Origin of the sequence: Cupriavidus pampae (assembly GCF_914271485.1) — a bacterium.
GTDB lineage: Bacteria > Pseudomonadota > Gammaproteobacteria > Burkholderiales > Burkholderiaceae > Cupriavidus > Cupriavidus pampae.
Genome location: NZ_CAJZAG010000011.1, coordinates 135917 through 161947, shown reverse-complemented (window position 1 = coordinate 161947; position 26031 = coordinate 135917). Strand labels below are relative to the sequence as shown.

Genomic DNA, 26031 nt, shown 5'->3' with positions numbered 1-26031 from the left:
TGCGAAATGGAAAGGCAGCCGCGCGCATAAAAATACGCGGCGAAAGTGAAACCGTGTCGCGAATCAGAAGCGATGGTTCACGGTGAACTCGAAGCGCCGGCCCGTACCCTGCAACCATTGGGTGGGGTTGTAGTAGGCGGTGGTCACGTACGAACGGTTGAAGATGTTGTAACCGCGCAGTGACAGCGTCGTGTCCCGGCGCGGACGCCATTGCAGCAGCGCGTCGGTCGTGGTGTACGCAGGCATCTCCAGCGTGTTCGCGCGATCGGCAAAGCGGCGGCCCACGTAGCGGATGCCTGAGCCCACAGTCCAGCCCGGCAGGAAGCGCCATGTCAGCCAGGCATTGGCAAGGCGCTCGGGCACATCCGTGGGGACATTGCCGGCGCGCGACACTGGGGCTCCGCCGACCGATTCCGTGAAGTCGTCGTAACGTGCCTGCAACACCGCGGCATTCGCATCGACGCGCCAGCCCGGCAGAAACTCGACACCAACGGTTGCTTCCAGACCTTTGGTGGATTGTTCACCGACTTGTACGCTGAGCGACGGGTTGATGACGTCACGCGTAACGAGGTTCTTCTTGACGATGCGATAGGCGGCAAACGTCCATTCGCCCTTGTTGTCGAGGAAGTTCTGCTTGACGCCGGCTTCCACCTGATGGCCCGTGGCCAGGCTGAAATTGCTGTTGGCCGGCGATAGCATCAGCAGGGCGCTGACCGGGTCGGCCGCCTCCGAGTACTGTGCATACACGGCGAGGTTTTCGGTCAGGTTGTAGACGGTGCCCGCGCGCCAGCCCACGTGCGAGAAGCTCTTGTCGTAGGCCTGCTGGTTGATGACGAGATCATGGCGGCTGATGTCGGCATGGTCGTAGCGCAGGCCAGCCAGTACCGACCAGCGCGAGGTGATCTCGAGCCGGTCTTCGGCGAAGAACGCGTATTGCGTGGCGGTGTTGTCATAACGCGGCGAAGTACCGGCCACGTTGATGAAGTTACCGCGATCGAACACGTACGGGTCTACCACCGAACTGCCCGAGTACGGCGAGTTGTTGGTGTGCCGGAAGGCCGCGCGGTTGACGTCGTAGCCGGCCGAGATACTGTTCTTCATGCCGAACGGCGTACGACGGTACACGACGTTGGTGGTATTGCCGACCTGCCACTGATCGTGGAGGATCTCCACATAGTCCGAGCGGCCGATCATGCCGCTTGCCGGCAGATAGTTGTAGTACTCGGCATTGCGCCAGTGGCGCTTGCTGTCGACGTAGTACAGCCGCGACTGCACCGTGAAGTTTGCGCTCGGCGTCCACTTTGCCGCGAGCTCGGTCCAGGCGTCGTCGTACTTGATCTGGCTGTCCGCCACGTTGTAGTTCTTGCGGCGCAGGCTGTCGTCCTGCACACCGTTCACGAGCGGCACGCCAAAGTATCGCTCGGGCTCCTGCCATCCCTTCGCGTAGCTGAGCTTGAGGCTCAGGTCCGCGTTGGGATCCCATTGCACCGCGCCGGAGAGCGACAGATCGCGCGAGCTGCCGAAGTCGACCCAGCCGTCGGAGCGATTGCCGCTGACGTCGAGCCGATACGACCACTTCTCGCTGATCGCGCCACCGCTGCCGAAGGCAAGGCGCTGTGTATTGTTACTGCCGACGGTGGCCTGCACTTCGTTCTCGATCGGACCGCGCGTGGGCTTTCTCGGCACGATATTGACGGTGCCACCGATCGCGCCTTCGCCATAGATGACCGAAGCTGGCCCGCGCAGTACTTCGATGCGCTCCACCGACCAGGTATCGAACGGAAAGGTCACGCCGATGCCGCCGTACTGACGCAGCCCATCGTACAGCCGCATGACCGACGCGGCATCGGTAAAGCCACGCGACGACAGCGAGGCGCCACCGTTGCCTGGATGGCCGAGACTCGAAATGCCGGCCGCGCGCGTGACAGCCTCGACGATCGAGGTATCGCCGCGCTCCTCGATCTGCTCGCGCATGATCGCTTCCACGCTAGCCGGTGTCTCCATCGGCGTCAGGCCGAGGTTGGAGCCAACCGCCGCGGGCTCCTGCAGCACGGTCAGCGCCGTATCCGCCTGCACAGTGACCGGTGCCAGCGCGTGCTCGGGACTTGCCGTTTGCTGGGCCAGCGCGGGCAGGCACAGTAGCGCGATGGCGGAGGCGATCGCATGCTTGCGGAGTTCGGTCATCGGTGGGCAGGACACAGGCGGACGTGGGATGCACGGTGGAAGGAGCCCGCATTGTATGAATGGGTGGACATGCGGAAAATGCGACACGAAGCCGCAGCGCGGAACCCGTCCATATCTGTTTCGCGCATATCCGCATGACAATTGCCACCTTTGCCGCGCTGGAGGACCTCCCTAGAATGGGCCGCTCTCCTTCAGCCAACTCTCTACATGCCGAATGCTTCCATCCGCGCGATCGACGCGGCTACGCTCAAATCGTGGGTTCACGACGATCAGGAGCTCGCGCTGTTCGATGTGCGCGAGCACGGGCAGTACGGCGAGGGGCATCCGCTGTTCGCGGTACCGCTGCCATTCAGCCGTCTGGAGGCCGATATCGGTCGCCTGGCGCCACGTACCGCCGTCCGCATCGCGCTGGTAGACGATGGCGATGGTGTGGCCGACGCCGCGGCGCGCGTGCTGGCCGCGCTGGGCTACGCGAATGTGTTCTTGCTCGCGGGCGGCGTACCGGCGTGGCAGGCCGCGGGGCTCGCGGTGTTCAAAGGCGTCAACGTGCCATCGAAGGTATTCGGCGAACTCGTCGAGCATCATTTCGGCACGCCGCGCGTGACGGCTGCCGAATTGGCCGCGATGCAGCGCTCGACCAACGCGCCCGTCGTGCTCGACGGCCGGCCTGTGAGCGAGTTCAGCAAGATGAATATTCCGGGTGCGATCTGTTGCCCGAACGGTGAACTTGCCTATCGGCTGCGCGACATCGTGCCCGATCCTGATACGCCGGTAGTGATCAATTGCGCGGGCCGTACGCGCAGCATCATCGGCGCGCAATCGCTGATCAATGCGGGCGTCGAGAACCCAATCTATGCGCTGGAGAACGGCACACAGGGCTGGTACCTGAACGACCACGTGCTCGAGCACGGCGGTACGGCGCGCTATCCGGACCGGGTGTCGCCGCCATCGGTGCGCCGCGCACGCACCGGCGTGCAGGCGTTCTCGGCACGCTTCGAGGTGCCGCATATCGCTGCAAGCGATGCCGCCGCGTGGCTGGCCGACGGCGCCCGCACCACGTTCCTGCTGGATGTGCGCACGGAGCAGGAGCACGCCGCCGCGACGTTGCCGGGCGCGCAGCATGCGCCGGGCGGCCAGCTCGTGCAGGCGACGGATCAGTACGTTGGCGTGCGCCACGCGCGGTTGATCGTGTTCGATGCCGACGGCGTGCGCGCACCGCTCGTCGCCAGCTGGTTGCGGCAGATGGGACATGATGCGGTGGTGCTGCAAGGCGGGCTGGAAGCAGGGCGAGCGGCGCATCTGTCGGCGCGCCCGGGGCCACGCGCCACGCCACATGACGCGCGCTCGATTTCTCCCGCCGAGCTTCATGAGAGCCTTGGCGCCAGTGCCGCACAGATCGTCGATCTGCGCGACAGCATGGCCTACCGTGATGGCCATATCGCCGGCAGCAAGTGGTCGATCCGTCCGCGTCTCGCGCGCGATCTTGCCGAGGTGCCCAGACACGTCACGCTTATCGTGGTCGACGACAGGAAGAGCGGCGCCGCGGCGCGACTTGCCATCGGCGATCTGCACGCGCTGGGCTATCAGGATGTGCGCGTGCTGGCCGGTGGCATCGGCGCATGGAAGGAGGCGGGACAGCCGCTGCGGCAGGGCGCGCATTTCCTGCCCGATGCACGTTGCATCGATTACCTGTTCTTCGTGCATGACCGCCACGACGGCAACAAGGACGCCGCGCGCGCCTATCTGGCATGGGAGACCGGCCTGATCGCGCAACTCGACGAGCGGGAACTGGCGACGTTCAAACTGCCGGCGCTCGATCACGCGTAATAAGCTCGGACGGTTTTTCGCGCATATGGATGTGCGGGAAGATTCGTTCGATTCCTGCGGGGCGATCACTAAGCTAGTCGGTTCCATCTCTCGAAACCGATCATGCCGCGTCGCTCCCTGCTTCAAGCCCTTCGTATCGCCACCATCGTCGCGCTGTGCTCGGCGGCATTGCCATGCGCGGCACAAGGCGCGGGTGACAACGGCAAGCCGGTGCGCATCGTGGTGCCGGTCTCGGCCGGCGGCAGTGCCGACAAGCTTGCGCGTATCCTCGCCGTGAAACTCGCGGAACGGTGGCATCAAACCGTGATCGTCGAGAACGTGGCGGGCGGCAGCGGCACGATCGGCGCGGCGCAGGTCGCACGCGCGGCGCCGGATGGCCGCACGCTGCTGCTCGGTGGCGAAGGCGTGACGCTGAACGCGTCGCTGTTCAAGCGCCTGCCGTATGACACCAATCACGCATTTCGCGGCGTGATCAAGGCTGTGGTGAGTCCGCAGATTCTGGTGGTGCGTCCGGACCTCGGCGTGCGCACGTTCCAGGACTACGTGGCCTACACGCGGCGCAAGCCGGGCGAACTCGCGCTGGGGCTGCCCGGTAACGGCGGCATCGCGCATGTCGCGCACGAGATGCTCGCGCGCCAGCTCGGCATTCGCGTCAACTACATTCCCTATCCCGGCGGCGGCCCCGCCACGCTCGATCTGCTCGGGGGCCATATCGATGCCACGCTGATCACGCTGGCCGCCGTCACCGATTACGTGCGCACGGGCAAGCTCACCGCGCTGGCGGTCACCACGCCGTATCGCTCGAAAGCGCTGCCACAGGTGCCGACCATGGCGGAGGCAGGCGTGCAGAACTTCGCCGTCGAAAGCTGGCAGGGCCTGCTTGCGCCCGCGGCGACGCCGTCGGACGTGGTCGAGCGCATCTATCGTGACGCCGCCGCCGTACTGGCCGAGCCGGCGACGCTCGCACAACTCGAGGAAGCGGGTTTCAACGTCGTCGCGTCGAATCCGCGCGACCTCGATGCCACGCTGACGCGTGACCTGCCGCGCTACGCGGCGGTGATTGCGTCGGCGGGTCTTACGCTCAACTGAGCGCCCATCGTTCCTACCCTCTCTATAGATCGGCTTCGACATGCTTACCTCGATTCCTCTGCGCGCCATCGCCGCGCTCGTACTGCTGACCACGGGTGTCTCGACCGCGTGGGCCGACGCCACGCTCGACAAGATCCGCCAGCGTGGCAAGGTGGCCATCGGCGTGCTCGTCAATGGCGGGCCCTTTGGCTCGATCGATCCCGCCACGCAACAGCTCGTCGGCTGGAACCCCGAGCTTGCGCGCGACCTGGCGAAGCGTCTTGGCGTCGAAGCCGAACTGGTGCAGGTGAACCCAGCCAATCGCGTGCAGTTCCTGCAGCAGGGCAAGGTCGATCTGCTGGTGGCGTCGATGGAGTACAACGCCGACCGCGGCGAGATCCTGTCGTATGCGCCGACGCCGTTCTATCGCGTGGGCGGCACGGCCGCGGTGCTCAAGACCAGTGGCATTCAGCAGTGGGAGGATCTGCGCGGCAAGACCGTGTGCGCCTCGCAGGGCAGCAGCTTCGTCAAGCCGCTACAGGAGCAATACGGCGCACAGGTGCGCGGCTTCAAGACCGCTGCCGAGTCCCTGCTGGCGCTGCGCGGTGGGCAGTGCGTGGCGGCGGTGCATGACGCCACGTTGATCCATCCACTGCTGCGCACCAATGCCGAATGGGCCGGCTATGCGGCGCCGCTTCCCACGGAGATCCTGCCGGCACCGTCGGTGGTATGGGCACGCAAGGGCGAGGCCGATACGGTCGCCGCCGTGGACAAGGTCGTGCAGACGTGGCATCGCACCGGGTGGCTGATCGACACCGAGAAGCGCCTCGGCATCACGCCGCCGCAGCCGCTGCTGCCCGAGTTGCAGAAACAGTTGCGTCAACCCGCCTGAGCGGTCGAGCGGCAGACGTGATGCTCGACACCGTGACGGTCGTGATCGCCGCGCTCAAGGCGTTAGGTCTCAACTACGGCTTTCTGCTCGATGCGCGCGAACGCGTGGCCTTCCTGCGCGGGCTGGGCGTGACGCTGGAGTTGTGCGCACTGACGATACCGGTCAGCTTACTGGCGGGCATCGTCCTGGCGGCAATGCTGACGTCGGGCCGTCGCACGCTCGCCGCGCCGGCGCGGGCGTTTGTCGAGATCACACGCAATACGCCGACGCTCGTGCAGTTGTACTGCGGCTTTCTCGTACTCAATATGGTGATTACGCAGCAGCTGAGCCAGTACGGCGGCACCAATCCGTTGACGCCATTCTTCTGGGTGGTGCTGGTGGTCTCGCTGCACAAGGCCGTGTTCCATGCGGAAGCGCTACGCGCTGGCATCGAAGCGGTGCCGCCTGTCACGCTGGAGGCGGCACGCTCGCTTGGCTTCTCGCGCCGGCAGATGCTGCTGCGCGTGGAGTTGCCGCTGGCGGTTCGCTTCGCGCTGCCGGCGCTCGTCAACAACCTCGTCGACCTCGTCAAGATGACCGCGCTGGCCTCCGCGATCGCGGTGGGCGATGTCACATACGAATCGATCATGATCTGGACGCAGCGCGACAACGTGCTGGAACTGCTGCTGTTGATCCTTGCATGGTTCGGCCTGCTGACCTGGCTGGTCAGTGTGGTGGGACGCTGGCTCGAAGCGCGCCTGCGCATGCCTGGCTATGGCCAATAGTGTGATCGAGCTCGCGTGGACGTGGACACCGGTCCTGCTGCGTGGCATGGCGGCCAATATCGGCATCAGCGTACTGGCGATGGCGATCGGCACGCTGGTCGGGCTTGTCATCGGCGCGCTGTCGCTCTCGTCGCTGTCGCCGGTGCGTCGTGCCACGCGGTGGTGGGTGCAGGCCTTCCGCAACGCTCCAGTACTCGTGCTGGTCTACTTCACCACGTACGTGTTTCCGTTCGAGTGGCAGGTCGGTCAGTGGACGGTGCCATTTCCAGACTGGGTCAAGGTCGTGCTCGGGCTGGCGCTGCCGGCCAGCGCCAACGTCGCGGAGATCTTCCGCGGTGCGATCCAGTCGATCCCCAGCGCGCAGTGGGAAGCCGCGCACTCGCTAGCCTTCCGTCGCCGCCAGATCTATCGGCTGATTGTGTTGCCGCAGTGCGTGCGGCGCATGCTGCCACCGTGGATGAACCTGTACGCGAGCATCACCATGAGCACATCGTTCGCCTCGCTGGTCGGCGTGCATGACGTGGTGGATGCCGCGCAGGTAGCCAGCAACACCGTGGCGCGCACCGACTTCACGATCCTCGTCTACTTCGGACTGCTGATGCTGTTCCTGCTGTATTGCTATCCGATCTCGCGCGCCACGCGCGCACTGGAGCGCCGCCATGGCCGTTATTGAGGCGAAGATTGAAGTGACACCGCAGGTTGCACTGCGCGATGTCCATCTGGCGTTTGGTGAGACCGCTGTGCTCAAGGGCATCGATGTCGATGTCGGGCGCGGCGAGGCGGTCACCATCATCGGGCCGTCCGGCTCCGGCAAGAGCACGATCCTGCGGTGCATGACGGGCCTGCTGCGTCCGCAACAGGGCAGCATTCGCGTTGGCGATACAGCCGTCGAGACGCTGCGCACGGAAGCCGAACTGATTTCGCTGCGCAAGCGCGTGGGCTTCGTGTTTCAGCAGTACAACCTGTTCCCGCATCTGACGGTGCTGGAGAACCTCGTTATCGCACCAACGCGCGTGATCGGCCGCGCCCGCGCGGAGGCAGAGCACGACGCGCGGGAACTGCTCGGCAAGGTGGGGCTAACGGACAAGGCGCATGCCTATCCCGGCGAGTTGTCGGGTGGGCAACAGCAGCGTGTGGCGATTGCCCGCGCGCTGGCCATGCGACCCGAGCTGATCCTGTTCGACGAGGTCACGTCGGCGCTCGATCCCGAGACTGTTGGCGAAGTGCTGACCGTGATTCGCGATCTCGTCGAGGACGGCCTGACGTGTGTGCTGGTCACGCATGAAATGCGCTTTGCCGCGGAAATCAGCGACCGCATCTACTTCACGGAAGCCGGGCGCATCGTCGAGCATGGGCCGCCCGAACAGATCTTCGGCCATCCCGAACATGAGCGTACGCGGGCGTTTCTGCGTCGCGCGCTCGGTGCGGTGCCGCGCCTGCCGGCATCGTTCAACGCGGCATTCGCGCCGCTCTCCCCACCGCCGCTTTCCAAAGAGGATCACGCATGAGCGAGGCTGACCGCCACGGCAATCACACGCGCCTGCTGCATGCCGGTGCGCCACGTCTTCATGATGGCATCGGGCCCGTCAATGTACCGGTGGTGCGCACAAGCACCGTGCGCTTCGATAGCGTGGAGACGTTGGCCTAGCGCCAGCACCGCCGCGCCGATCACGAGCGTGTGGCGACCTATGGACGTCATGGTCTGGACACGCATACGGCGCTGGAAGATGCGTTGTGCACACTCGAAGGCGGCCGGCGCGCGTTCCTGACGCCATCGGGACTGTCGGCGATCGCGCTGGTACTGCTTTCGCTGCTCGGTCCGGGCGACCACGCGCTGGTGTCGGACAGCGTGTATGCGCCATTGCGACGTGTCGATCTGGATCTGCTGCGGCGCCTCGACATCCAGCTGGAATATTTCTCGCCGGCGCATGACGACCTGGCCGCGTTGATCCGTCCGCAGACGAAGCTGGTGTACCTCGAATCGCCGGGGTCGCTGTTGTTCGATGTGCTCGATCTACCGGCATTGACGGCCATTGCACGTGCGCGTGGCGTGCCGGTTGCGATCGACAACACATGGAGCGGTGGCTGGTTCCTGCAGCCGCTGAAGCTGGGCGCCAATATTTCCGTGCAGGCGTCCACCAAGTACATCGCGGGACATTCCGACGTGATGCAGGGTGCGGTGATCGTGGATAGCGACGATCTCGCGCGGCGCATCTCGATCACGCACGAGGCGCTGGGGCTGACCATCGGTGCCGACGATGCCTACCTCGCATTGCGCGGCCTGCGCACGTTGCCGGTACGGCTGGCGCAGCACCAGACCAATGCCACCGCGGTCGCGCAATGGCTGCAGCGGCATCCGCAGGTAGTGCGGACGTTTTACCCGGCACTGCCCGAAGATCCCGGTCACGCACTATGGCAGCGCGATTTCTCCGGCGCGAGCGGCCTCGTATCGTTTGCGCTGCGCGATGCCGATGCGGCCGCGGCCGGGCGCTTTGTTAATGCATTGCAACTGTTCTCGATCGGCGCGTCGTGGGGTGGCTATGAAAGTCTTGCACTGGTGGCGCCGCCGGAACGGCTGCGCGCCTATCGCTCATGGCAGAACCCCGCACCGGTCATCCGGCTGCATGTGGGGTTGGAGGATGTGCAGGATTTGATCGGCGATCTTGCGCGGGCGTTCGCGGCGTAAGAGGATTTCAATACTGCAACGATAACTTTCAATCAATGCTATTTCGTTATTGATCGCCGCGCCATATGCTTCTTCTCATCGGATCACGTGATCCAGACACGTTCAAGGAGAAGCATCATGGCTGGCAAACTCGAAGGCAAGATCGCACTGGTTACCGGCGGCACCAGCGGCATTGGTCTGGCCACCGCCAAGCGCTTTGCGAAGGAAGGCGCGCATGTGTACGTCACCGGCCGGCGCCAGGCCGAACTCGATGCGGCAGTGGACGCGATCGGCAAGAACGCCACTGGTGTACGCGTCGATTCGTCGCAGCTCGCGCAACTCGATCAGCTTTATGAGCAGATCCGTGCCGAGCGCGGTCATCTCGATGTGCTGTTCGCCAACGCGGGCGGCGGTTCGATGTTGCCGCTGGGCGCGATTACCGAGGAGCAGTACGACGACACCTTCAATCGCAATGTGAAGGGTGTGCTGTTCACCGTGCAGAAGGCCCTGCCGTTGCTGGCCAAGGGCGCGTCGGTCATCCTGACCGGTTCCACCGCGGGCAGCGCAGGCACGCCGGCGTTCAGCGTGTATTCCGCCTCGAAGGCTGCGGTGCGCGCATTCGTGCGCAGCTGGATTCTGGATCTCAAGGATCGCAACGTGCGCGTCAACACGCTGAGCCCCGGTGCCACGCGCACGCCGGGTCTGGTCGAACTGGCGGGTCCCGACGCGGCACAGCAACAGGGCCTGGTCGACTACCTCGCCTCGCAGATCCCGCTCGGTCGCGTGGGTGAGCCCGACGAGATCGCTGCCGCCGCGCTGTTCCTCGCCTCGGACGAGGCGAGCTTCGTGAACGGCGTCGAGCTGTTCGTCGATGGCGGGCAGCAACAGATCTGAGCGGGTGATGCTGTTACTCCCGTACCGCGAGTTCGGCCGGCTTGATATCGCCGAGCGGACTCAGCAGTGCGGGATCGAAGTCACGCGGCGCAATGCCGGCGCGCACGCGGTGCGGCCAGTCGTGGTTGGCAAGGGCGCCACGCCCTAAGGTCACGACATCCGCACCGTGTTCCAGCACTTCCACCGCACGCGCGGGGTCGTGCAGGCTGCCGTTGGCGACGATCGTCAACTTCGGCGCCGACTCCCGGGCGAGTTGCACAAGGCTGCGGGCATCGTCCGCAAACGCGGGCTTCCACGCTTCGAACTCGGTCACGTGCAGATAATCGATGCCCGCATCAGCCAGTTGCGCGAACACGGTATGCGCGCCTTTCACGCCTTCCGGCCATTTGTGCGTGAAGTCGTTGACCTTGCCCTGCGAGATACGGATGCCTACCGTGAAGTCCTCGCCAACAGCCTCACGCACCGCGCGCACAATCTGCAATGCAAGTCGCGCGCGACGATCGATCGTGCCACCCCAGGCGTCATCGCGCAGGTTGGTATGCGCGGTCAGGAACTGGTCGATCAAATAGCCGTTGGCGCCGTGGATTTCCACGCCATCGAACCCCGCGACATCGCGAGCCAGGCGTGCCGCCCGCACAAAGCCATCGATCACTGCACCGATATCGGCTTCGGTCATGGCGCGTGGCGTCGCGTAGGCGCCGTTGCCTGCATACACTTCCATCTGTTTCCCCTGCGGCGTGATGGCCGATGGGGCGATCGTGTCGGCACGGAACCGGTTGCCTTGCGATAGCGCGCCCGCATGCATCAGCTGCGCGACGATGCGCCCGCCCGCGGCATGCACGGCATTGGTCACAGTACGCCACGCGGCCGCCTGCTCACCATCGGTCAGGCCGGGCTGGCCGGCGTAGCCCTGCGACCATGCACGATCGGTGTAGATGCCTTCCGTCACCATCAGCCCAAAGCCGCCGCGAGCAAAACCGGCGTAGTAGCGCCGCATCGTGTCGGTCGGCACGCCATTGGCGGAGGCGCTGACGCGCGTCATCGGCGCCACGGCGATACGGTTCTCCAGCGGCAGCCCGCCGAGATGGCCGGCGTCGAACAACTTGCGATCGGCGCTCATGATGCGGCTCCATCGACGACCGCAATGGCTTCGATCTCGATCATCGCATCGGGCGAATACAGCGCCGAGATCTCGACGATGGTGTCGGCCGGATACGGCGCCGAGAACCACTTGCGGCGCAACTCCACGATCTTGCCGAAATGCGCCATCGATGTCAGGAAGATGGTGACTTTGGCCACGCGGTCGAGGCCCGAACCGCCGGCCTTGAGCGCGCGCTCGAGATTGCGGAAGGCGCGATCCGCCTGACGATCGAAATCGCCGGGGCCGTCGATTTTCCCGTCATCACCGACGGCAGCCTGCCCGGAGACAAACAGAAAGCCGCCCACACGGATGGCTTGCGACAGCAGATAGGGCGCGTAGGGATCAGGCTGGGTATGGACTTGTTCGAGCTGCATGAGAGGCTCCGTGATATGGTTGAACGATTGTTGAACTGGGCTCAGGTGTAGCCAGTATCGACAGCCGTCGATTCGTGGACAAATGGTCATATCTCACGCTATGGGTGAGTAAATCTTCATCATGCGCAAACTTCCTCCCCTCAGTGCGTTGCGGGCATTTGAAGCAGCCGCGCGGCGCAACAGCTTCAAGCAGGCTGCCGAAGAACTCAGCGTCACGCCCACCGCGGTCAGTCACCAGATTCGCCAGCTCGAGGAATGGCTCGACCTCAAGCTGTTCGAGCGTCAGACGCGGCAGGTTCGCCTGACCGACGGCGGCAAGGCTTTGTTTCCCGCCATCCGCGACGGGCTCGATGGTTTCGAGCGCGCGATCGAGTCGGTGCGTCACGCGCGCGATGCAAAGGTGGCCACGCTCACCTCCACTGTGGCGTTCACGGCAAGATGCCTGGCCGCGCGCGCGGGCGCATTCCACAAGGCGCATCCCGAGTGGGCGCTGCGGCTCGACGCCACCAACACCGTGGTGGATCTCGATCGCGATGCCGACGCATCGATCCGCTATGGCTCGGGTCAATATCCGGGGCGCATCGTCGAGCCATTGTTCGGCGATCGCTTTGCACCGGTGTGCCGGCCCGACCTGCGCATCGCCAGCGAAAAGGATCTGCGGCGCGCCACGTTGATCCATTTCGAATGGGGCGCCGCCGTACACGGCGATCCGCGCGCGATCGTGTGGCAGGACTGGCTCGAGGCTGCGGGCATGGGTAGCGTGGAAGCCAGCGGCGGCCTGACGTTCACCGAGGAGGTTCATGCCGTGCAGGCCACCGTCGCGGGTCAGGGCATTGGCCTGTTGAGTCTGACGCTGGTGGCCGACGAGCTCGCGGCGGGGGTTCTCGTGCAGCCGTTCGAGCTCACGCTGGAAAGCTTCCGCTACGACCTCGTGTACAGCAAGCGCGCTGCCACGCGTCCCGCGACGGGGCTGTTGCGTGAGTGGGTGCTTGCACAGTTTGGCGATCGAACACCAGCCAGGACGCGAAGCAAACGACTTGCACGCGATGCTTGACTTTCCTGTCGATTAATTCTTTAATTTCTGTAATAACAGAAATTAAAGAAAGCGGAGAAGCATCATGTCGGCGGTGCAACTGGAGTTGTTCTACGACGGCAAGTGCCCGTTCTGCACAGCGGAGATGGGTCGGCTTGCCAGATGGGATCATGGCGGCCGACTCGCCTTCGTCGATATGGCGCAGCCTGACTTCGATTGCACACCGCTCGGCGTCGACATGGCCGCGCTCGATCGCGAGGTGCACGGCCGCACACGGGACGGTCGCATCCTGGTTGGCATCGACTGCATCTTCGCCGCCTATTCGCTGGTTGGCCGCCGCTGGCTCGTATGGCCGCTGCGTGTACCGGGATTGCGCGCGCTTCTGGCAACGCTGTATCGCGGCTTTGCGCGCAACCGGTATGCCTTCTCTCGCTGGCTGGGATACGGCACCGCGCAGCAATGCGAGAGCGGCGTGTGCGCGGCGTACGGCGCGCACACGGCTTCCGCGACGGCGCGGCATGACGACCCCACGCGTAACCGTGTCGCGTTGTGGCTCTATGCCGCCGCCCTCGCGCATCTGTTTGGTGGCATCGTCCTCGCATGGTTTACTGGCAGCGTAGGTCTCGACGGCTACCATCGTGGCATCGAGGCATATTTCTGGCACGGCGCGGCACCGGTTGCCGCGCGCGCGCAGCAGGCATGGTGGATGCAACTATTTGGCGCCACGCTCCAATGCACCGCCATCTGGATGCTGGCGCTCGTGCATATCGGCTATCGCAGCAGACAACGCATGGCGTGGGGCGCATTGCTGGCCGGCCTGCTGATCTGGGCGCCGCAGGACATCGTCATCTCGCTGCAGGCCGGCGTGTGGTCGCATCTGGCGGCCGACGGCTTCGCACTGTTAGCGATGGTGCCGCCGCTACTATGGCTGTGGCGAAGGGATTCGCGTTGAGCAGCGACGATTGGCATAACGGTCTGCGCTTTTTTTCGTTCCGCTGCCGGCGGCTGGGTCATAGAGTGGGAGATCCCCATCCCATACTCACGACCTCCACAGACCAGCATGAGCGCGATTCCGCATTCCTCCGCCGTCGCCGGCGATGTCTTCAGCCGCCGCCAGGCCGCCGTTGCGGCCTTTATCGATACTGCCAGGCAGCATCTTGATGCCGGCGAGCACCATGCGCCGCTGACGCACGACCAGCTCAAGCCCGTAGCCGAGGCGCTCGAGCAGCTTGGCCTGCAGCGCGATCTGTTTCCGGACGAGCACTTCCGCGTGACACCCGAATTTCCGGCGCAGGTCTATCGGCTGGCCGAGGACGCCGATGGCCGCTATGCGCTGTATGTGTCCGCGGGTCTGCCCGGCAAGTCCCAGCCGCCGCACGACCACACCACGTGGGCGATCATCGCCGGGGTCACCGGGCGCGAGCGCAATGTCTTCTTCAAGCGCGAGAAAACCGACGATCCGGTTCGCGACGACCTTCACCGGCTGAGTGACAGCGACGTCGTGGCCGGCTCGTCGGTGAGGCTGCTTCCCGACGACGTGCATACGATCGAACTGATCGGTGACGAGCCTGGCCTCCACCTGCATTTCTACGGTCTGGCGCTGGACCGGCTTCATCATCGCGTGGTGTTCGACAGCCCGGCAGGCGGCAGCTTCCGCACGTTCGGGCCACCGCGTCGGCTCGCGGCACCTGTCATAGATGCCGCGACGCTCAAGGCCGCGCTGCAGGATGGTCAGGAGATTGCGTTGCTCGACGTGCGCGAGGCGGGTGTGTTCGCGCACGGCCATCTGTTGCTGGCAGCCTCGGCGCCGCTGTGGCGTCTGGAGCTGTTGATCGATCGGCTGGTGCCGCGCCGCGATACGCGCATCGTGCTGACCGACGGTGGCGACAATCGTGACCAGTTGGCGCATGACGCCGCCGCCAAGCTCGTGCGGCTGGGCTGGCGCAATGTCGCGGTGCTTGAAGGTGGAGTGGCCGGCTGGGTCGCTGCCGGCAACGAACGCTTCACCGGCAGCAACGTGCCCAGCAAGGCTTTCGGCGAGGTCATCGAGCACCGCAAGCACACGCCATGGATCGATGCGCAAGCGCTGCAGCAGCGCATCGAGCGCGGCGACGACATCGTCGTGGTCGATAGCCGCACTACCGAAGAATTCGCGGATTTCAGCCTGCCCTTTGCGCACAGCGTGCCTGGCGCGGAGCTGGTCTACCGCATCGGCGAGCTCGCGCCGCGACCGGAGACGCTGGTGGTCGTCAACTGCGCCGGTCGCACGCGCAGTATCGTCGGCGCGCAGACGCTGATCGATGCGGGCATTCCGAATCCGGTCGTGTCGCTCAAGGACGGCACGATGGCGTGGCTGCTTGAAGGACGCACGCTTGCGCATGGACGTGTGACGCCGCTGCCGGAGCCTTCGCCGGAGACGCTACGCGATGCGCGTGAGCGTGCCGAACGCGTGGCCAAGGCAGCAGGCGTACGCCGCATCGACGCGACCACGCTGGCTGACTTCGTCGCTGGCGAGGACCATCGCAGCGTCTATCGGTTCGATATCCGCACGCGCGCCGAGTATGAAGGCGGCCATCTGCCGTATTGGCGCTGGGCACCGGGCGGCCAGCTCGTGCAGGCAACGGACGAATACGTTGGCACGCGCCATGCGCGCATCGTGCTGGCGGACTTCGACGGCGTGCGTGCGCTGACCACCGCCGCATGGATCGCACAACTCGGCGGGCATGAGGTCTTCGTGTTCACGCCGGAGGCGAATGCCGAACTCGTGACCGGTCCCGAGCCGATCCGCGTGCTGAGTTCGCGTGCACCGGCACGCACCGTATCAGCCCAGCAGGCGCGCGAGCAACTGGAGGCACAACGTGCACGATTGTTCGACGTCGAACGTCGGGCCCCGTATCAGAAACGTCATGCCGCGGGCGCGTGGTTTGCGGTGCCCGATCAACTGGAAGCGCTCGTCGCCGATCTGCGCAAGGAGCAGACCATTCTGCTGACGTCCTCCGACGGCGTGCTCGCCCGCATCGTCGCGGCGGAACTGGCCGCGCGCACCGGCCGCGATGTGCGCGCCATCACGGGCGGCACGCAGGCGTGGATCGCTGCCGGCCTGCCGACGGACAGCGGCGCGGCACGCGTGCTCACCGGCGACGATGACTACTGGTTCAGCCCGTACCATCAGCCCACACAGGTGCAGCGTGACGCGGGCTTCCGTGAGTATCTGGAATGGGAGGTGGGACTGGTCGCGCAGCTCGAACGCGAAGGCGACGTCGGATTCTGGCTGGTCGGGGACAGGCACTAACAGTCGAGTCGCGATTGCGGAGTGTGGTGGCACGGACGTCGGCTATACCGACTACCCGTTTCACACGGCGTTGCTGGCGGCGTAATCAGGAGGGTAATCAGGAGCGTAATCAGGAGGGTAATCGGGCCGTTCACGCCAGTTGCGGCGGCCGCGCGGTGAGCGCCTGCGCGAGCGCCGCGACGAAGGCGTCTGCGGCGGCCTGATCCAGCGCGGCGGTCGTCACGCGGAACCCTGGCGCGCTCTCCAGCGTGAAATCCGCGCCGGTGCGAATGTGCCAGCCACTGGCGATCAGGCTTTGCGCGATCGACGCATCGTCCGCGCACGGCACCCAGATATTGAAACCCGCGGTGCCGGTGGTCTCGATGCCAATGCGGCGCAGCGCCTTCTGCATGTATCGGTACCGCTCGCGATAGATCTTGCCGGCATCGCGCACCAGCGTGTGGACCGCCGGCTGTTGCAACAGGCCGCCCACCAATCGTTGCAGCAGCGAGCTGACCCACCCCATCGAGTAGGCCTGCGCACGCGCGATGCGTGCCACCGTCAGTGCATCGCCGGCCGCCACCGCCACGCGCATATCGGGGCCAAGGAACTTCGACACCGAACGCGTCACCAACCAACGCTCAGCGTGCGCCGCGACGAGGTTGCGATACGGAGCAAGTTCGAGCAGGCTCGAGTGGTCGTCATCGAGGAACAACGTCTGTTTCGCTTTGGCCACGATCGGCGCCAATTGCTTGGCGCGCTCGGCCGACGTGCAGATACCAGTGGGATTTTGCGCGCGCGTGCTGAGGATCACCGCCTTGCAGCCGGCCTTGATGGCGGCCTGCAACGCTTCCGGACGAACACCCTGCGCGTCCATGGCCAGCGGGAAGGTCTTCAATCCGATCGAGCGTACCAGCCCGACCGTCGTGGCATAGGCCGGATCCTCCAGCGCCACCAGATCGCCGGGCGCCAGGCAGTTGCGCAGCACCATGTCCAGCACGGCCATCGTGCCGCTGCCTATGAACAGCGAATCGGCGGGAATGCCATCGGCATCGAACGACGCGCGCGCCCATTCCATCAGCGGCATCGCCTCGTCGGCCTCGCCATAGAGCAGCGGGTCGGTCGAGATCTTCTGCAACTGCGCGCGCACCATCAGTGCACTGGGCAGCAGCGTGCGGTCCGGATTGCCACCGTTGGCCGCGATCACGCCATCAGGCGGGGGCGCCCATCCCGTGGTCGCATGCGGCGCCACCGGGCCACCGACCACCGAGCCATTGCGCCCCGCACTGTAGATCAGCCCGGCGTTCTGCAGCATGCGGTATGCCGCAGCCACGGTGTTCTTGTTGACCTGCCAGAGCTCGGCCGCTTCCCGCACGGTAGGCAAGGCATCGCCCGCGCGCAATTCGCCGCGAACGATCCGGTCTTCCAGACTGCTGAATATCTCTGCCGCTTTCATCGTCGCTCAGACTTCTGTTGATAGGCCTTCGCGGTGGCCAGCCGTTGCGTCGTGATCGGCGCGGCGCGCTGCGTCACCGCGTCAAGGATCGACGCCGGCGCGGTCTTCGGCGAGCCCGCATTGAAGGGCGGTTGCGGATCGTAGTTCATGTACAGCTGCAACTCTTGCGCGACCGTCTCGCCGCGCAGCAGGGATGCCATGATAAGCGAACCATCGATGCCGGAGGTCACGCCCCCCGCGCTGACGTACTTGCCGTCGATCACCACGCGGTCGTCGCTCGGAATCGCGCCGAAGTAGGGCAACACGTCCATTGCCGTCCAGTGTGTCGTGGCGCGCTTGCCGTGTAGCAGGCCAGCCGCGCCGCACAGCAGTGCGCCAGTGCACACCGAGTACACATAGCGCGCCGACGCGGCCTGCCGGCGGATAAAGCCGAGCACCTCTTCGTCGGCCATCAACGCTTCCTGACCGTACCCGCCGGGCACCAGCAGTACGTCGAGTTGCGGCGCCTCGTCGAATGTCGTATCCGCCAGCAACTGCATGCCGGCCATATCGCGCACGGGAAGCCTGTCCTTCCAGAGCGTCACGAAAGTGGAATTCGGCACGCGTGCGAGGGCTTCGAACGGACCAGTGAAGTCGCACTGGTCCATCTTCGGAAAGATGATGCCGCCAATCGTCAGGTGAACGTCGCTGGGGATGGTCATGATGGGCTCCTGTGGCCGATACGTCCTAGTACAAAAACAATATGAACTAGGACGATAGGCCGATCAGGCAGCCATGTCAACTACGCGACCGCCAGCCGCAACTCCCCATGTGCCGCCACCTCGGCCACCACATCCCCGATCATCTCCGCCGTGGCGGCCGATAGCGTCCACCCCAGATGCCCGTGCCCCGTGTTGTAGAAGACGTTGGCGGCGTGCCCACGGCCGACGCGCGGCATCATGTCCGGCATCATCGGTCGCAATCCGGCCCATGGCACCACGCTGCGCGTGCTCACGCCCGGGAAGCACTGGTGCACCCAGTCGATCAGCGGACGAATGCGATCGGCGCGGATATCGCGGTTGATGCCATTGAACTCGGCCGTCCCGGCCACCCGGAAGCGATCGTCACCGAGACGACTGGTCACGAGCTTGGTCTCGTCATCGAGCAGGCTCACGATCGGCGCGGCCGCCTGGCTGGTCGCATCGTTCAGATTGACGGTGATCGAGTATCCCTTCACGGGGTAGACGTTCACGCGGTCGCCTAGCTGGCGCGCGAACTCGCGACTGGCCACGCCGGCACACACCACTACGGCATCGAATTCACGCGTGGCGGGTAGTCCGTCACAGATCGACGTCACGCGTGCCGACAGGCCGTCGGTCTCGATCGATGTCACCTGCTGGTCATACAGCGTGGTTGCGCCATGGCGCGCCGCGGCAGCCGCAATGCCGGTCGTGAACTTGTGGATATCGCCGGTGGCATCGCTCTCGGTGTAATAGCCGCCGTAGTACGTACCCGCCAGCGTTGGCTCGATGGCACGCATCTCCTCGGGTGTCACGGCCCGCCGTTCGAGTCCGCCCTCCGCCAGCATTTTCGATACGCGCCCCGCATGTTCGAAGCCGGCCCGATTGCGATAGATATGAAGGATGCCGCGCCGCTTGAGGTCGAAGTCGATATTCTCGGCCTCGGCCCACGCGAACAGATGCGCACGCGCCGCGATCGCCAGCCGCGCGGTTTCCACGGTATTCGCGTGGTAGCGTGGCATTGACGCCATGAACGCCGCGAACCAGCTGAGCTTGTGCCAAGACGGGCGTGGATTGACGAGCAACGGCGCATCGCTGCGCAGCATCCATTTGATGCCCTTGAACAACGTCGACCAATGCGTCCACGTTTCCGCATTGGACGCCGAGAGCTGCCCGCCATTGGCGAACGAGGTCTCCATCGCCGCATAGCGGTGACGCTCGAACATCGTGACGGAGAAGCCGCGCCTGGACAGCGCGTAGGCCGTGGTGGCGCCAGTGATGCCACCGCCAATAACGGCGATGGATTTGACTGCATGGGATGTCATGAGACGGTCTTCCGGACGTCGGGGGAATGGCAGTCCGTGCGCAGGATTGCGCAATGCGGACGCCCCCTCTGTCCTTGACCTGAGAGATTCGCGGGCGCGCCTCCACTATGCGAGGTTCGCAAAAGAAGCGCGCCGCTTGCTCCTTCGGTACCAGCGGCGGACGTACGCGCCGTGGTTCTTCAGAGTGCAATGGTGACACCGGTCCGGGGTGCCTGAGAGATTCCGGGGCGGTTGCTCCTTCGGCGCCGTGCGCTGTGGCACGGACTCTCCCGATGTCGCGGGCTACTATGCCAAGTAACCCGCGACGCTGTCAAGCGGCCGCGGCTTCAGCCACGTGGGCGGTCAGCAGTACCGGCACCGACTTCGACGTCGGCGTGCCGCAACCGTCGCCCGTGCTCTCCAGCGGAACCAGCGGATTGGTTTCCGGGTAGTACGTGCCGATGCAGCCGAGCGGAATGTCATACGGCACGATCCGGAAGTCTTCGACATGGCGCGTTACTCCATCGGCCCACACGCTGGTGATATCGACGTGCTGGCCATCCCTGAAGCCCAGGCGTTCCATATCGCTCGGATTGATGAACACCACGCGACGCAGACCGAACACACCGCGATAGCGATCGTTGAGACCATAGATCGTGGTGTTGTACTGATCGTGCGAACGCGTGGTCATCATCACCAGCAGCTTGTCACCGTGTTCGGCGCGCAGCTTTTGAATCGGCGTGTCCTTGACGACCGGATGCACGATGAACTCGGCCTTGCCGGACGGCGTGTCCCAGATGCGATCGCGCGCGGGCGGTGTCAGATGGAAGCCGCCGGGCACCGCGATGCGCGCGTTGTAGTCCTCGAAGCCCGGGAGCACCTTCTCGATCGCATTGCGAATACGCGAATAATCCTGTGCGTACCAGAGCCAGTCGATCTTGCGATTGCCCAGCGTCGCGGCAGCCATGCGCGCGATGATGGCGGTCTCCGACAGCAGATGCGTCGACGCGGGCTGGTTCATGCCGTACGACACGTGGACCATGCACACCGAGTCTTCCACAGTGATGCCCTGCGGCACGCCATTCTGCATGTCGACTTCGGTGCGGCCCAGCGTCGGCAGGATCAGCGCGTCGCGACCGTGGACCAGATGGCTGCGGTTGAGCTTGGTGGCGATGTGTACTGTCAGGTCGCATTGCCGCAAGGCTTGCTGCGTGCGCGGCGTATCTGGCGTGGCGGCGGAGAAATTGCCGCCCAGGCCCACGAACACCTTTACCTTGCCGTCGAGCATCGCCGAGATCGTATTGACCACGTCATAGCCGTGCTTGCGCGGCGGTTCGAAGTTGAAGACCTTCTCCAGCCGATCGAGGAACGCCTCGGTCGGTTGCTCCTCGATGCCCACCGTGCGATTGCCCTGCACGTTCGAGTGACCGCGCACCGGCAGCAAGCCCGCGCCCGGGCGGCCGATATTGCCGCGCATCATCATCAGGTTGGTCAGGATCTGAATCGTCTGCACCGAGTTCTTGTGTTGCGTCAGACCCATGCCCCAGCATGCAATCACATTCTTGCCGCGCGCATAGACCTCGGTCAGCGCATCGATCTCCGCGCGCGTGGTGCCGGACTGCTCGATCAGATCGTCCCAGTTCTCGGCGCGCAGATCCGCGACGAACACATCGTAGCCATGCGTGTGGCGGCGCACGAAGTCTTCATCGATCAGCGACGGCTCGCCACGCTCACGCGCGGCATCGTCCATTTCCACGAGGCGCTTGGCCATGCCCTTGATCAGCGCGAAGTCACCGCTCAACTGCGGCTGCACGAACATCGACGCAATCTTGGTGCTGCTGCCGGTAATCATCTCCGACGCGTGCTGCGGGCTGGTAAAGCGCTCCATGCCGCGTTCGCGCAGCGGATTGATCGATACGATCATGGCGCCGCGGCGTGCGCATTCGCGCAGCTCACCGAGCATACGTGGATGATTCGTGGCCGCGTTGTGGCCGAAGATCAGGATCGTGTCGGCGTGTTCGAAGTCATCGAGCAACACCGTGGCCTTGCCCACGCCAACCGTCACCGGCATGCCGCGGCTCGTGGCCTCGTGACACATGTTGGAGCAATCGGGGAAATTGTTGGTGCCATAGGCGCGCACGAACAGCTGATACAGGAACGCGGCTTCGTTGCTGGCGCGACCGGACGTGTAGAACGCCGCCTGGTCCGGCGTATCGAGCGCGCGCAGATGGCGTGCGATCAGTGCAAATGCTTCGTACCAGTCGATGGCGACATAGCGATCCGCCACCGCGTCGTACACCATCGGGTGCGTCAGACGGCCATGCTGTTCGAGTTCGTAGTCGGTCTGCTGCAGGAGCGACGTGACGCTGTTCTCGGCAAAGAACTCGGGCGTCACGCGCTTGCTGGTCGCTTCCGCCGCCACGGCCTTGACGCCGTTCTCGCAGAACTCGAACGTCGAGCCGTGTTCGCGGTCGGGCCACGCGCAGCCAGGACAGTCGAAGCCATCGGGCTGGTTCTGACGGAACAGCGTCACGTACTTGCCGCCGGCCACCTTCTCCTTGACGAGATTGATGGCCACGTACTTGAGGGCGCCCCAGCCTGCTGCGGGGTGAGTGTAGGGGGCGATGTAACCGTCTTCAGGGGTCGGCTTGCTCATGACTATGTTTCCTTCGAATCTTCAGGGGGCGTGAATCGTGGTGATTGCAAGATTAGGTCTCGCATCGAGATACAGACGGATACAACCCGTTGGACGCTCAGGGGACACAGTGAACACAGCGCCGGACACCGTGTTGGTGCACGCTGTAATGCATCACGTCTTGATGGACTGTGTCCTTCGGCGTAGCGCATCCGCACTAAAGTTCTTCGCGACGATGCTTGTATTTCGTTCCTTTCTCCTCACATACGAAGAGACAGGCGTTTTTCCATCCCGACCAATGTGCAGCACTGGTGCCCGGAGTCAGTCGGGATGGAGCGTTTCGGCGGTTGCTGCGCGCAGCGACTCCGGGCACTTTTTTTACAGATCAATGAATGCCCTGCGAGAGTTCGGACGAGGCGAGTGACGCCATGGAGGTCAGTGCAAGCTGACCGAGCGTCTGCATGGCGCGATCGGTTTCGCCCGTCCATTCACCGCTGAAGTTCAACCGAAGGAAGTTGGCAAAGCGATGGTCGCTGCTGAATAGCCGACCTGGCGCGGTGCTGATGCCGCACGCCAATGCATTGCGATACAGCGCGAGCGTATCGATACCGTGCGGCAGTTCGATCCACATCAGGTAGCCGCCTTCGGGCGTATGCACGCGCGTGCCCGCCGGGAAGAATCGATGAACTGCCGATTCCGCGATGCTGGCGTTCTGCGCGATGCGTCGACGCAACCGGCGCAGGTGATGGTCATAGCCATCGTGCTGCAGGTATTCGGCCAGAGCGAGTTGCACGCTCGCGGGTGTGGTGATCGCGCTGAGAAACTTGAGCTTTTCCACCTGCTGACGGAAACGACCCGGCAACGCCCAGCCGATGCGATGACGATGCGTGAGGCAACGCGAGAACGATCCGCAGTGCAGCACCAGGCCGCGCGTGTCGTACGTCTTCAGGGACGTGGGATGCTGCGTGCCGAAATACAGTTCGCTGTATTCGTCGTTCTCGACAATCGGAATGTCCTGGCCCGTCAGCAGTTCGACGAGCTCGCGCTTCTTCTCGTCGGGCATCTGCCGTCCGAGCGGATTCGAGAAGTTGGCCGTCAGCACGCACGCGGCAATGGTCTGCGTATCGAGCGCATCGCGCAGCAGCGCCAGATCGATGCTGCCCGACTCGTCGCTCGGAATCTCGATCGCGCGCATGCCAAGGTGCGTGATGGTCTCCAGCATGCCGTAGTAGCAAGGCGATTCCACCACCACTGCATCGCCGGGACGCGCCACCGCTTGCAGGCACAGACGTACCGCCTCGGTGGCGCCGCATGTGATGATGAATTCGTCCGGATTCGCCGGCTGGCCACGTTCGACGTAACGGCGCGCGAGCTGGCGGATCAACGCGGGGTGGCCGGGCGGCAGGCCGTCGAGCATCGCGCTGTCGCCGCAGCGGCGCGCCTGCACACCAACGTACTGCGCGATGCGTTGCGAGGGCAGCAACGCGGTATCGGGATACGGCGAGCCCAGCGGCATCGCATTGTCCTGCTGGATCGCGCGCAACGTGCTCAGCACCAGTGACGTGACATCGACGTCGTCGTCGTGCGCAGCGGCGGGAGGCTTCCCCTGACTGCGGGTCATGGCGCGATCGTGCGCGGCGATCGTACGCTCGATCGCCGCGGTTGCGGATCCTGTCGCGGACGCGGGGTGGGACGTCGCCGCGAAATCCATACGCGACCGCACGAAAAATCCCGACTGCGGCCGGCTCTCGATCACGCCACGGCTCTCCAGCAGCAGGTACGCGCGCACCACGGTGTTGATGCTGATGCGATGCTGCTGGCTCGCCTGGCGGACCGACGGTATGCGTTCGCCGGCACGGAAGATTCCCTGCTGGACCGATCGTTCGATCGCATCCGCGAGCCGGTGGTAGAGCATGGACGAAAGATCGGGCTTGCCATGGCCAGCCGCGGCGTCGTTGAAGGATTCGAGCGTGGTGACGATCATCAGAGAAACTCCCAGAGGCGGCGTCGTGGTGCAAGGTGGACGCGTGGCCGTTGTGCTGCCGAAGCGAATGCCATGCAGAGATGACACATGGCGACACAACTTTAAGGAGCCGAGCCGGACAAAACCCGCTCAGAACAATGACAGATCCGTCATGAAACTGGCCTCATTGAGGACCGAAAAACACAAAGCGCCCGGAGCCGGGCGCTTATCTGCAATCGCGTACGCGAATATGAAATAGATCTCTTACTTCTGTAGCAGCTTCAACAGTGCGCGTGCCCCGTCGGCCGACGATCCGGGGTTCTGTCCAGTGACCAGCAAGCCATCGGTCAACACATACGACGCCCAGTCCGGCCCGCTCGAATACTTGCCGCCGTTTGCCTTGAGCGCATCCTCGACGAGAAACGGCACCACGTCGGTCAACTGCACGGCGGCTTCTTCGCTGTTCGAGAACCCCGTCACCGACTTGCCCTGCACCAGCGGCTTTCCATCCGGCCCCTTGACGTAACGCAGCACGCCGGGCGCGTGGCAGACGAGCGCGAGCGGAATCTTGCTCGCATAGGTGCGCTCCAGCAGACCAATCGAGTCGGCATCGTTGACGAGGTCCCACATCGGCCCGTGCCCACCCGGATAGAACACCGCATCGAACTTGTCGTTGGCCACATCCTTCAGCTTGTGGGTCTGCGCAAGCTGCGCGCGGGCCTCGCTGTCGGCCTCGAAGCGACGCGTATCGTCGGTCTGGAACCCCGGTTCATTGCTTTTGGGATCGAGCGGTGGCTGGCCGCCCTTCGGTGACGCGAGCACGATCTCGACGCCAGCCTCCTTAAAGACGTAGAAAGGCGCAGCCAGCTCCTCGAGCCAGAAGCCGGTCTTCTTGCCCGTGTTGCCGAGTGTGTCGTGCGATGTCAACACCATCAGGATCTTCATCTCATCACCTCATCTTGGTATGGTCTGTGTGGTCCGGGGAGGAGCCTCAACCATTGTGGGCAATGGGACAGATTTTTCCATCTACATTACATTTTGGTTAGAAACGCACTGGTCAGCGAGGCCGCCCATAGAATGCTCCCGTCACAACCGCTTGGCATGGAGCCTCGAACATGAAATGTCCCGTCTGCCCGGATGCCGTGCTCACAATGACCGATCGTCAGGGCATCGAGATCGACTACTGCCCGCGCTGTCGCGGCGTCTGGCTGGATCGCGGCGAACTCGATAAACTGCTGGAGCGCGCCACGGATGCACCGGCACCGCGCGCGGCGCGCGAGCGTCATGAATCGTCCGACTATCGCTACCAGCAGCAGGGTGCGCGCGATCATGGTGGGTACAGCCATGGCAAACGCCGCAAATCGTGGCTCGAAGAGATTTTCGATTAAGCTGTCACCTTTCCGATTCGCCGACTCTCGGATTACCTATTTTTCTGACGTGCGCCGTTTTCTGTTGATCTTCCTGTTGCTCGTACTGCCGTGCCAGTTCGCCTGGTCCGCGGCGGTACCGTATTGCCAGCACGAAGCGCAACCGGCGAAGTCGTGGCACCTCGGACATCACGAGCATCGCCACGAGGCCAAGAAGCAGCACGAGACAAAAATGGCGGTCGATGCCGATTGTGACGTCTGTCACCTGGCATCGGCACCGCTCGCATCCGTCGCCCGGACGTTTGTATCGATCCACCAGCAGGTGCCGGCCGACGTCCAATCCGTCGAGCGCAAGCTGCACTCGCATGTGCCCGAGGCACCTGATCGCCCCAACTGGTCCCGTCTCGCCTGATCGGCGAGACGCCTCCTGTCTGTTGTCCTGAAGCCAGCCGTCTCGCCGAATTTCCCTGTTCT

At 64.4% G+C, this 26031-nt stretch carries 21 protein-coding genes, 1 pseudogene and 1 riboswitch; of the genes and pseudogenes, 13 read left to right on the top strand and 9 right to left on the bottom strand.

Annotation, left to right across the window (positions count from 1 at the left end; translation table 11 throughout):
- Positions 1 to 63 precede the first annotated feature (63 nt).
- Positions 64 to 2184, bottom strand: coding sequence for a TonB-dependent receptor (locus tag LDO41_RS26235; protein ID WP_223993672.1), 2121 nt, complete (start codon positions 2182 to 2184; stop codon positions 64 to 66).
- Positions 2185 to 2391: 207 nt separating this feature from the next.
- Here LDO41_RS26235 and LDO41_RS26230 point away from each other — a divergent pair, with 207 nt between their 5' ends.
- From LDO41_RS26230 to LDO41_RS26195, 8 genes and pseudogenes are all read left to right on the top strand, one after another.
- Positions 2392 to 4011: a rhodanese-like domain-containing protein gene (locus LDO41_RS26230; RefSeq protein WP_223993671.1), complete on the top strand. Its 1620-nt coding sequence runs from the start codon at positions 2392 to 2394 to the stop codon at positions 4009 to 4011.
- Positions 4012 to 4113: 102 nt separating this feature from the next.
- A complete protein-coding gene (locus LDO41_RS26225; protein WP_223993670.1) occupies positions 4114 to 5100 on the top strand; it encodes a Bug family tripartite tricarboxylate transporter substrate binding protein in 987 nt (328 codons plus the stop codon).
- A gap of 40 nt (positions 5101 to 5140) precedes the next feature.
- Positions 5141 to 5971, top strand: coding sequence for a transporter substrate-binding domain-containing protein (locus LDO41_RS26220; RefSeq protein ID WP_223993669.1), 831 nt, complete (start codon positions 5141 to 5143; stop codon positions 5969 to 5971).
- 20 nt (positions 5972 to 5991) lie between these two features.
- Positions 5992 to 6735: an amino acid ABC transporter permease gene (locus LDO41_RS26215; protein ID WP_223993934.1), complete on the top strand. Its 744-nt coding sequence runs from the start codon at positions 5992 to 5994 to the stop codon at positions 6733 to 6735.
- Positions 6680 to 7408: an amino acid ABC transporter permease gene (locus LDO41_RS26210; RefSeq protein WP_377743380.1), complete on the top strand. Its 729-nt coding sequence runs from the start codon at positions 6680 to 6682 to the stop codon at positions 7406 to 7408. The genes LDO41_RS26215 and LDO41_RS26210 overlap by 56 nt, the downstream gene beginning before the upstream one ends.
- A complete protein-coding gene (locus tag LDO41_RS26205) occupies positions 7395 to 8243 on the top strand; it encodes an amino acid ABC transporter ATP-binding protein (RefSeq protein WP_223993666.1) in 849 nt (282 codons plus the stop codon). The genes LDO41_RS26210 and LDO41_RS26205 overlap by 14 nt, the downstream gene beginning before the upstream one ends.
- Positions 8240 to 9421, top strand: a pseudogene (metC, locus tag LDO41_RS26200) (cystathionine beta-lyase). Before LDO41_RS26205 ends, metC begins: the two are co-directional and overlap by 4 nt.
- 117 nt (positions 9422 to 9538) lie before the next feature.
- Positions 9539 to 10294, top strand: a complete 756-nt coding sequence (locus LDO41_RS26195; protein ID WP_223993664.1) for an SDR family NAD(P)-dependent oxidoreductase — start codon at positions 9539 to 9541, stop codon at positions 10292 to 10294.
- Positions 10295 to 10307: 13 nt separating this feature from the next.
- Here LDO41_RS26195 and LDO41_RS26190 read toward each other — a convergent pair whose 3' ends face one another.
- Complete coding sequence (locus LDO41_RS26190; protein WP_223993662.1) at positions 10308 to 11414, bottom strand: oxidoreductase; 1107 nt, start codon at positions 11412 to 11414, stop codon at positions 10308 to 10310.
- Positions 11411 to 11809, bottom strand: coding sequence for a RidA family protein (locus LDO41_RS26185; RefSeq protein ID WP_223993660.1), 399 nt, complete (start codon positions 11807 to 11809; stop codon positions 11411 to 11413). The genes LDO41_RS26190 and LDO41_RS26185 overlap by 4 nt, the downstream gene beginning before the upstream one ends.
- A 121-nt stretch (positions 11810 to 11930) precedes the next feature.
- Between LDO41_RS26185 and LDO41_RS26180 the strand changes: the two genes are divergently transcribed.
- The 3 genes from LDO41_RS26180 to LDO41_RS26170 all read left to right on the top strand — a co-directional run bounded on the left by LDO41_RS26180 (position 11931) and on the right by LDO41_RS26170 (position 16134).
- The gene (locus LDO41_RS26180) at positions 11931 to 12863 is read left to right on the top strand and encodes a LysR substrate-binding domain-containing protein (protein ID WP_223993657.1); all 933 of its coding nucleotides are present in this window, start codon (positions 11931 to 11933) and stop codon (positions 12861 to 12863) included.
- 64 nt (positions 12864 to 12927) lie between these two features.
- Positions 12928 to 13794, top strand: coding sequence for a thiol-disulfide oxidoreductase DCC family protein (locus LDO41_RS26175; RefSeq protein WP_223993655.1), 867 nt, complete (start codon positions 12928 to 12930; stop codon positions 13792 to 13794).
- Between the two features lie 108 nt (positions 13795 to 13902).
- Positions 13903 to 16134, top strand: coding sequence for a rhodanese-like domain-containing protein (locus tag LDO41_RS26170; protein ID WP_223993653.1), 2232 nt, complete (start codon positions 13903 to 13905; stop codon positions 16132 to 16134).
- 130 nt (positions 16135 to 16264) lie between these two features.
- Here LDO41_RS26170 and LDO41_RS26165 read toward each other — a convergent pair whose 3' ends face one another.
- The 6 genes from LDO41_RS26165 to LDO41_RS26140 all read right to left on the bottom strand — a co-directional run bounded on the left by LDO41_RS26165 (position 16265) and on the right by LDO41_RS26140 (position 25135).
- Complete coding sequence (locus LDO41_RS26165; protein ID WP_223993651.1) at positions 16265 to 17569, bottom strand: aminotransferase class I/II-fold pyridoxal phosphate-dependent enzyme; 1305 nt, start codon at positions 17567 to 17569, stop codon at positions 16265 to 16267.
- Entirely contained in the window at positions 17566 to 18270 is a 705-nt protein-coding gene (locus LDO41_RS26160) for a DJ-1/PfpI family protein (protein ID WP_223993649.1), read from the bottom strand. Before LDO41_RS26160 ends, LDO41_RS26165 begins: the two co-directional genes overlap by 4 nt.
- Before the next feature lie 80 nt (positions 18271 to 18350).
- Positions 18351 to 19613: a D-amino acid dehydrogenase gene (locus tag LDO41_RS26155; RefSeq protein WP_223993647.1), complete on the bottom strand. Its 1263-nt coding sequence runs from the start codon at positions 19611 to 19613 to the stop codon at positions 18351 to 18353.
- Between the two features lie 189 nt (positions 19614 to 19802).
- Positions 19803 to 19895: riboswitch (glycine riboswitch) on the bottom strand.
- 28 nt (positions 19896 to 19923) lie between these two features.
- Positions 19924 to 22248, bottom strand: a complete 2325-nt coding sequence (locus LDO41_RS26150; protein WP_223993644.1) for an FdhF/YdeP family oxidoreductase — start codon at positions 22246 to 22248, stop codon at positions 19924 to 19926.
- 364 nt (positions 22249 to 22612) lie between these two features.
- Complete coding sequence (locus tag LDO41_RS26145) at positions 22613 to 24142, bottom strand: aminotransferase-like domain-containing protein (RefSeq protein WP_223993933.1); 1530 nt, start codon at positions 24140 to 24142, stop codon at positions 22613 to 22615.
- A 312-nt stretch (positions 24143 to 24454) separates the two neighbouring features.
- Entirely contained in the window at positions 24455 to 25135 is a 681-nt protein-coding gene (locus LDO41_RS26140; RefSeq protein ID WP_223993642.1) for a type 1 glutamine amidotransferase domain-containing protein, read from the bottom strand.
- A 170-nt stretch (positions 25136 to 25305) separates the two neighbouring features.
- Between LDO41_RS26140 and LDO41_RS26135 the strand changes: the two genes are divergently transcribed.
- Together LDO41_RS26135 and czcI are read left to right on the top strand one after the other, a co-directional pair.
- Entirely contained in the window at positions 25306 to 25578 is a 273-nt protein-coding gene (locus LDO41_RS26135; RefSeq protein ID WP_223993640.1) for a TFIIB-type zinc ribbon-containing protein, read from the top strand.
- Entirely contained in the window at positions 25535 to 25969 is a 435-nt protein-coding gene (czcI, locus tag LDO41_RS34260; RefSeq protein WP_290370919.1) for a cation efflux protein, CzcI family, read from the top strand. Before LDO41_RS26135 ends, czcI begins: the two co-directional genes overlap by 44 nt.
- The last annotated feature ends 62 nt before the right edge of the window (positions 25970 to 26031 follow it).

Bases quoted from the DNA above. Each gene is read 5' to 3' on its own strand.
- LDO41_RS26235 (WP_223993672.1), bottom strand. From the start codon at position 2,184: ATGACCGAACTCCGCAAGCATGCGATCGCCTCCGCCATCGCGCTACTG.
- LDO41_RS26230 (WP_223993671.1), top strand. From the start codon at position 2,392: ATGCCGAATGCTTCCATCCGCGCGATCGACGCGGCTACGCTCAAATCG.
- LDO41_RS26225 (WP_223993670.1), top strand. From the start codon at position 4,114: ATGCCGCGTCGCTCCCTGCTTCAAGCCCTTCGTATCGCCACCATCGTC.
- LDO41_RS26220 (WP_223993669.1), top strand. From the start codon at position 5,141: ATGCTTACCTCGATTCCTCTGCGCGCCATCGCCGCGCTCGTACTGCTG.
- LDO41_RS26215 (WP_223993934.1), top strand. From the start codon at position 5,992: ATGCTCGACACCGTGACGGTCGTGATCGCCGCGCTCAAGGCGTTAGGT.
- LDO41_RS26205 (WP_223993666.1), top strand. From the start codon at position 7,395: ATGGCCGTTATTGAGGCGAAGATTGAAGTGACACCGCAGGTTGCACTG.
- LDO41_RS26195 (WP_223993664.1), top strand. From the start codon at position 9,539: ATGGCTGGCAAACTCGAAGGCAAGATCGCACTGGTTACCGGCGGCACC.
- LDO41_RS26190 (WP_223993662.1), bottom strand. From the start codon at position 11,414: ATGAGCGCCGATCGCAAGTTGTTCGACGCCGGCCATCTCGGCGGGCTG.
- LDO41_RS26185 (WP_223993660.1), bottom strand. From the start codon at position 11,809: ATGCAGCTCGAACAAGTCCATACCCAGCCTGATCCCTACGCGCCCTAT.
- LDO41_RS26180 (WP_223993657.1), top strand. From the start codon at position 11,931: ATGCGCAAACTTCCTCCCCTCAGTGCGTTGCGGGCATTTGAAGCAGCC.
- LDO41_RS26175 (WP_223993655.1), top strand. From the start codon at position 12,928: ATGTCGGCGGTGCAACTGGAGTTGTTCTACGACGGCAAGTGCCCGTTC.
- LDO41_RS26170 (WP_223993653.1), top strand. From the start codon at position 13,903: ATGAGCGCGATTCCGCATTCCTCCGCCGTCGCCGGCGATGTCTTCAGC.
- LDO41_RS26165 (WP_223993651.1), bottom strand. From the start codon at position 17,569: ATGAAAGCGGCAGAGATATTCAGCAGTCTGGAAGACCGGATCGTTCGC.
- LDO41_RS26160 (WP_223993649.1), bottom strand. From the start codon at position 18,270: ATGACCATCCCCAGCGACGTTCACCTGACGATTGGCGGCATCATCTTT.
- LDO41_RS26155 (WP_223993647.1), bottom strand. From the start codon at position 19,613: ATGACATCCCATGCAGTCAAATCCATCGCCGTTATTGGCGGTGGCATC.
- LDO41_RS26150 (WP_223993644.1), bottom strand. From the start codon at position 22,248: ATGAGCAAGCCGACCCCTGAAGACGGTTACATCGCCCCCTACACTCAC.
- LDO41_RS26145 (WP_223993933.1), bottom strand. From the start codon at position 24,142: ATGCTCTACCACCGGCTCGCGGATGCGATCGAACGATCGGTCCAGCAG.
- LDO41_RS26140 (WP_223993642.1), bottom strand. From the start codon at position 25,135: ATGAAGATCCTGATGGTGTTGACATCGCACGACACACTCGGCAACACG.
- LDO41_RS26135 (WP_223993640.1), top strand. From the start codon at position 25,306: ATGAAATGTCCCGTCTGCCCGGATGCCGTGCTCACAATGACCGATCGT.
- czcI (WP_290370919.1), top strand. From the start codon at position 25,535: ATGGCAAACGCCGCAAATCGTGGCTCGAAGAGATTTTCGATTAAGCTG.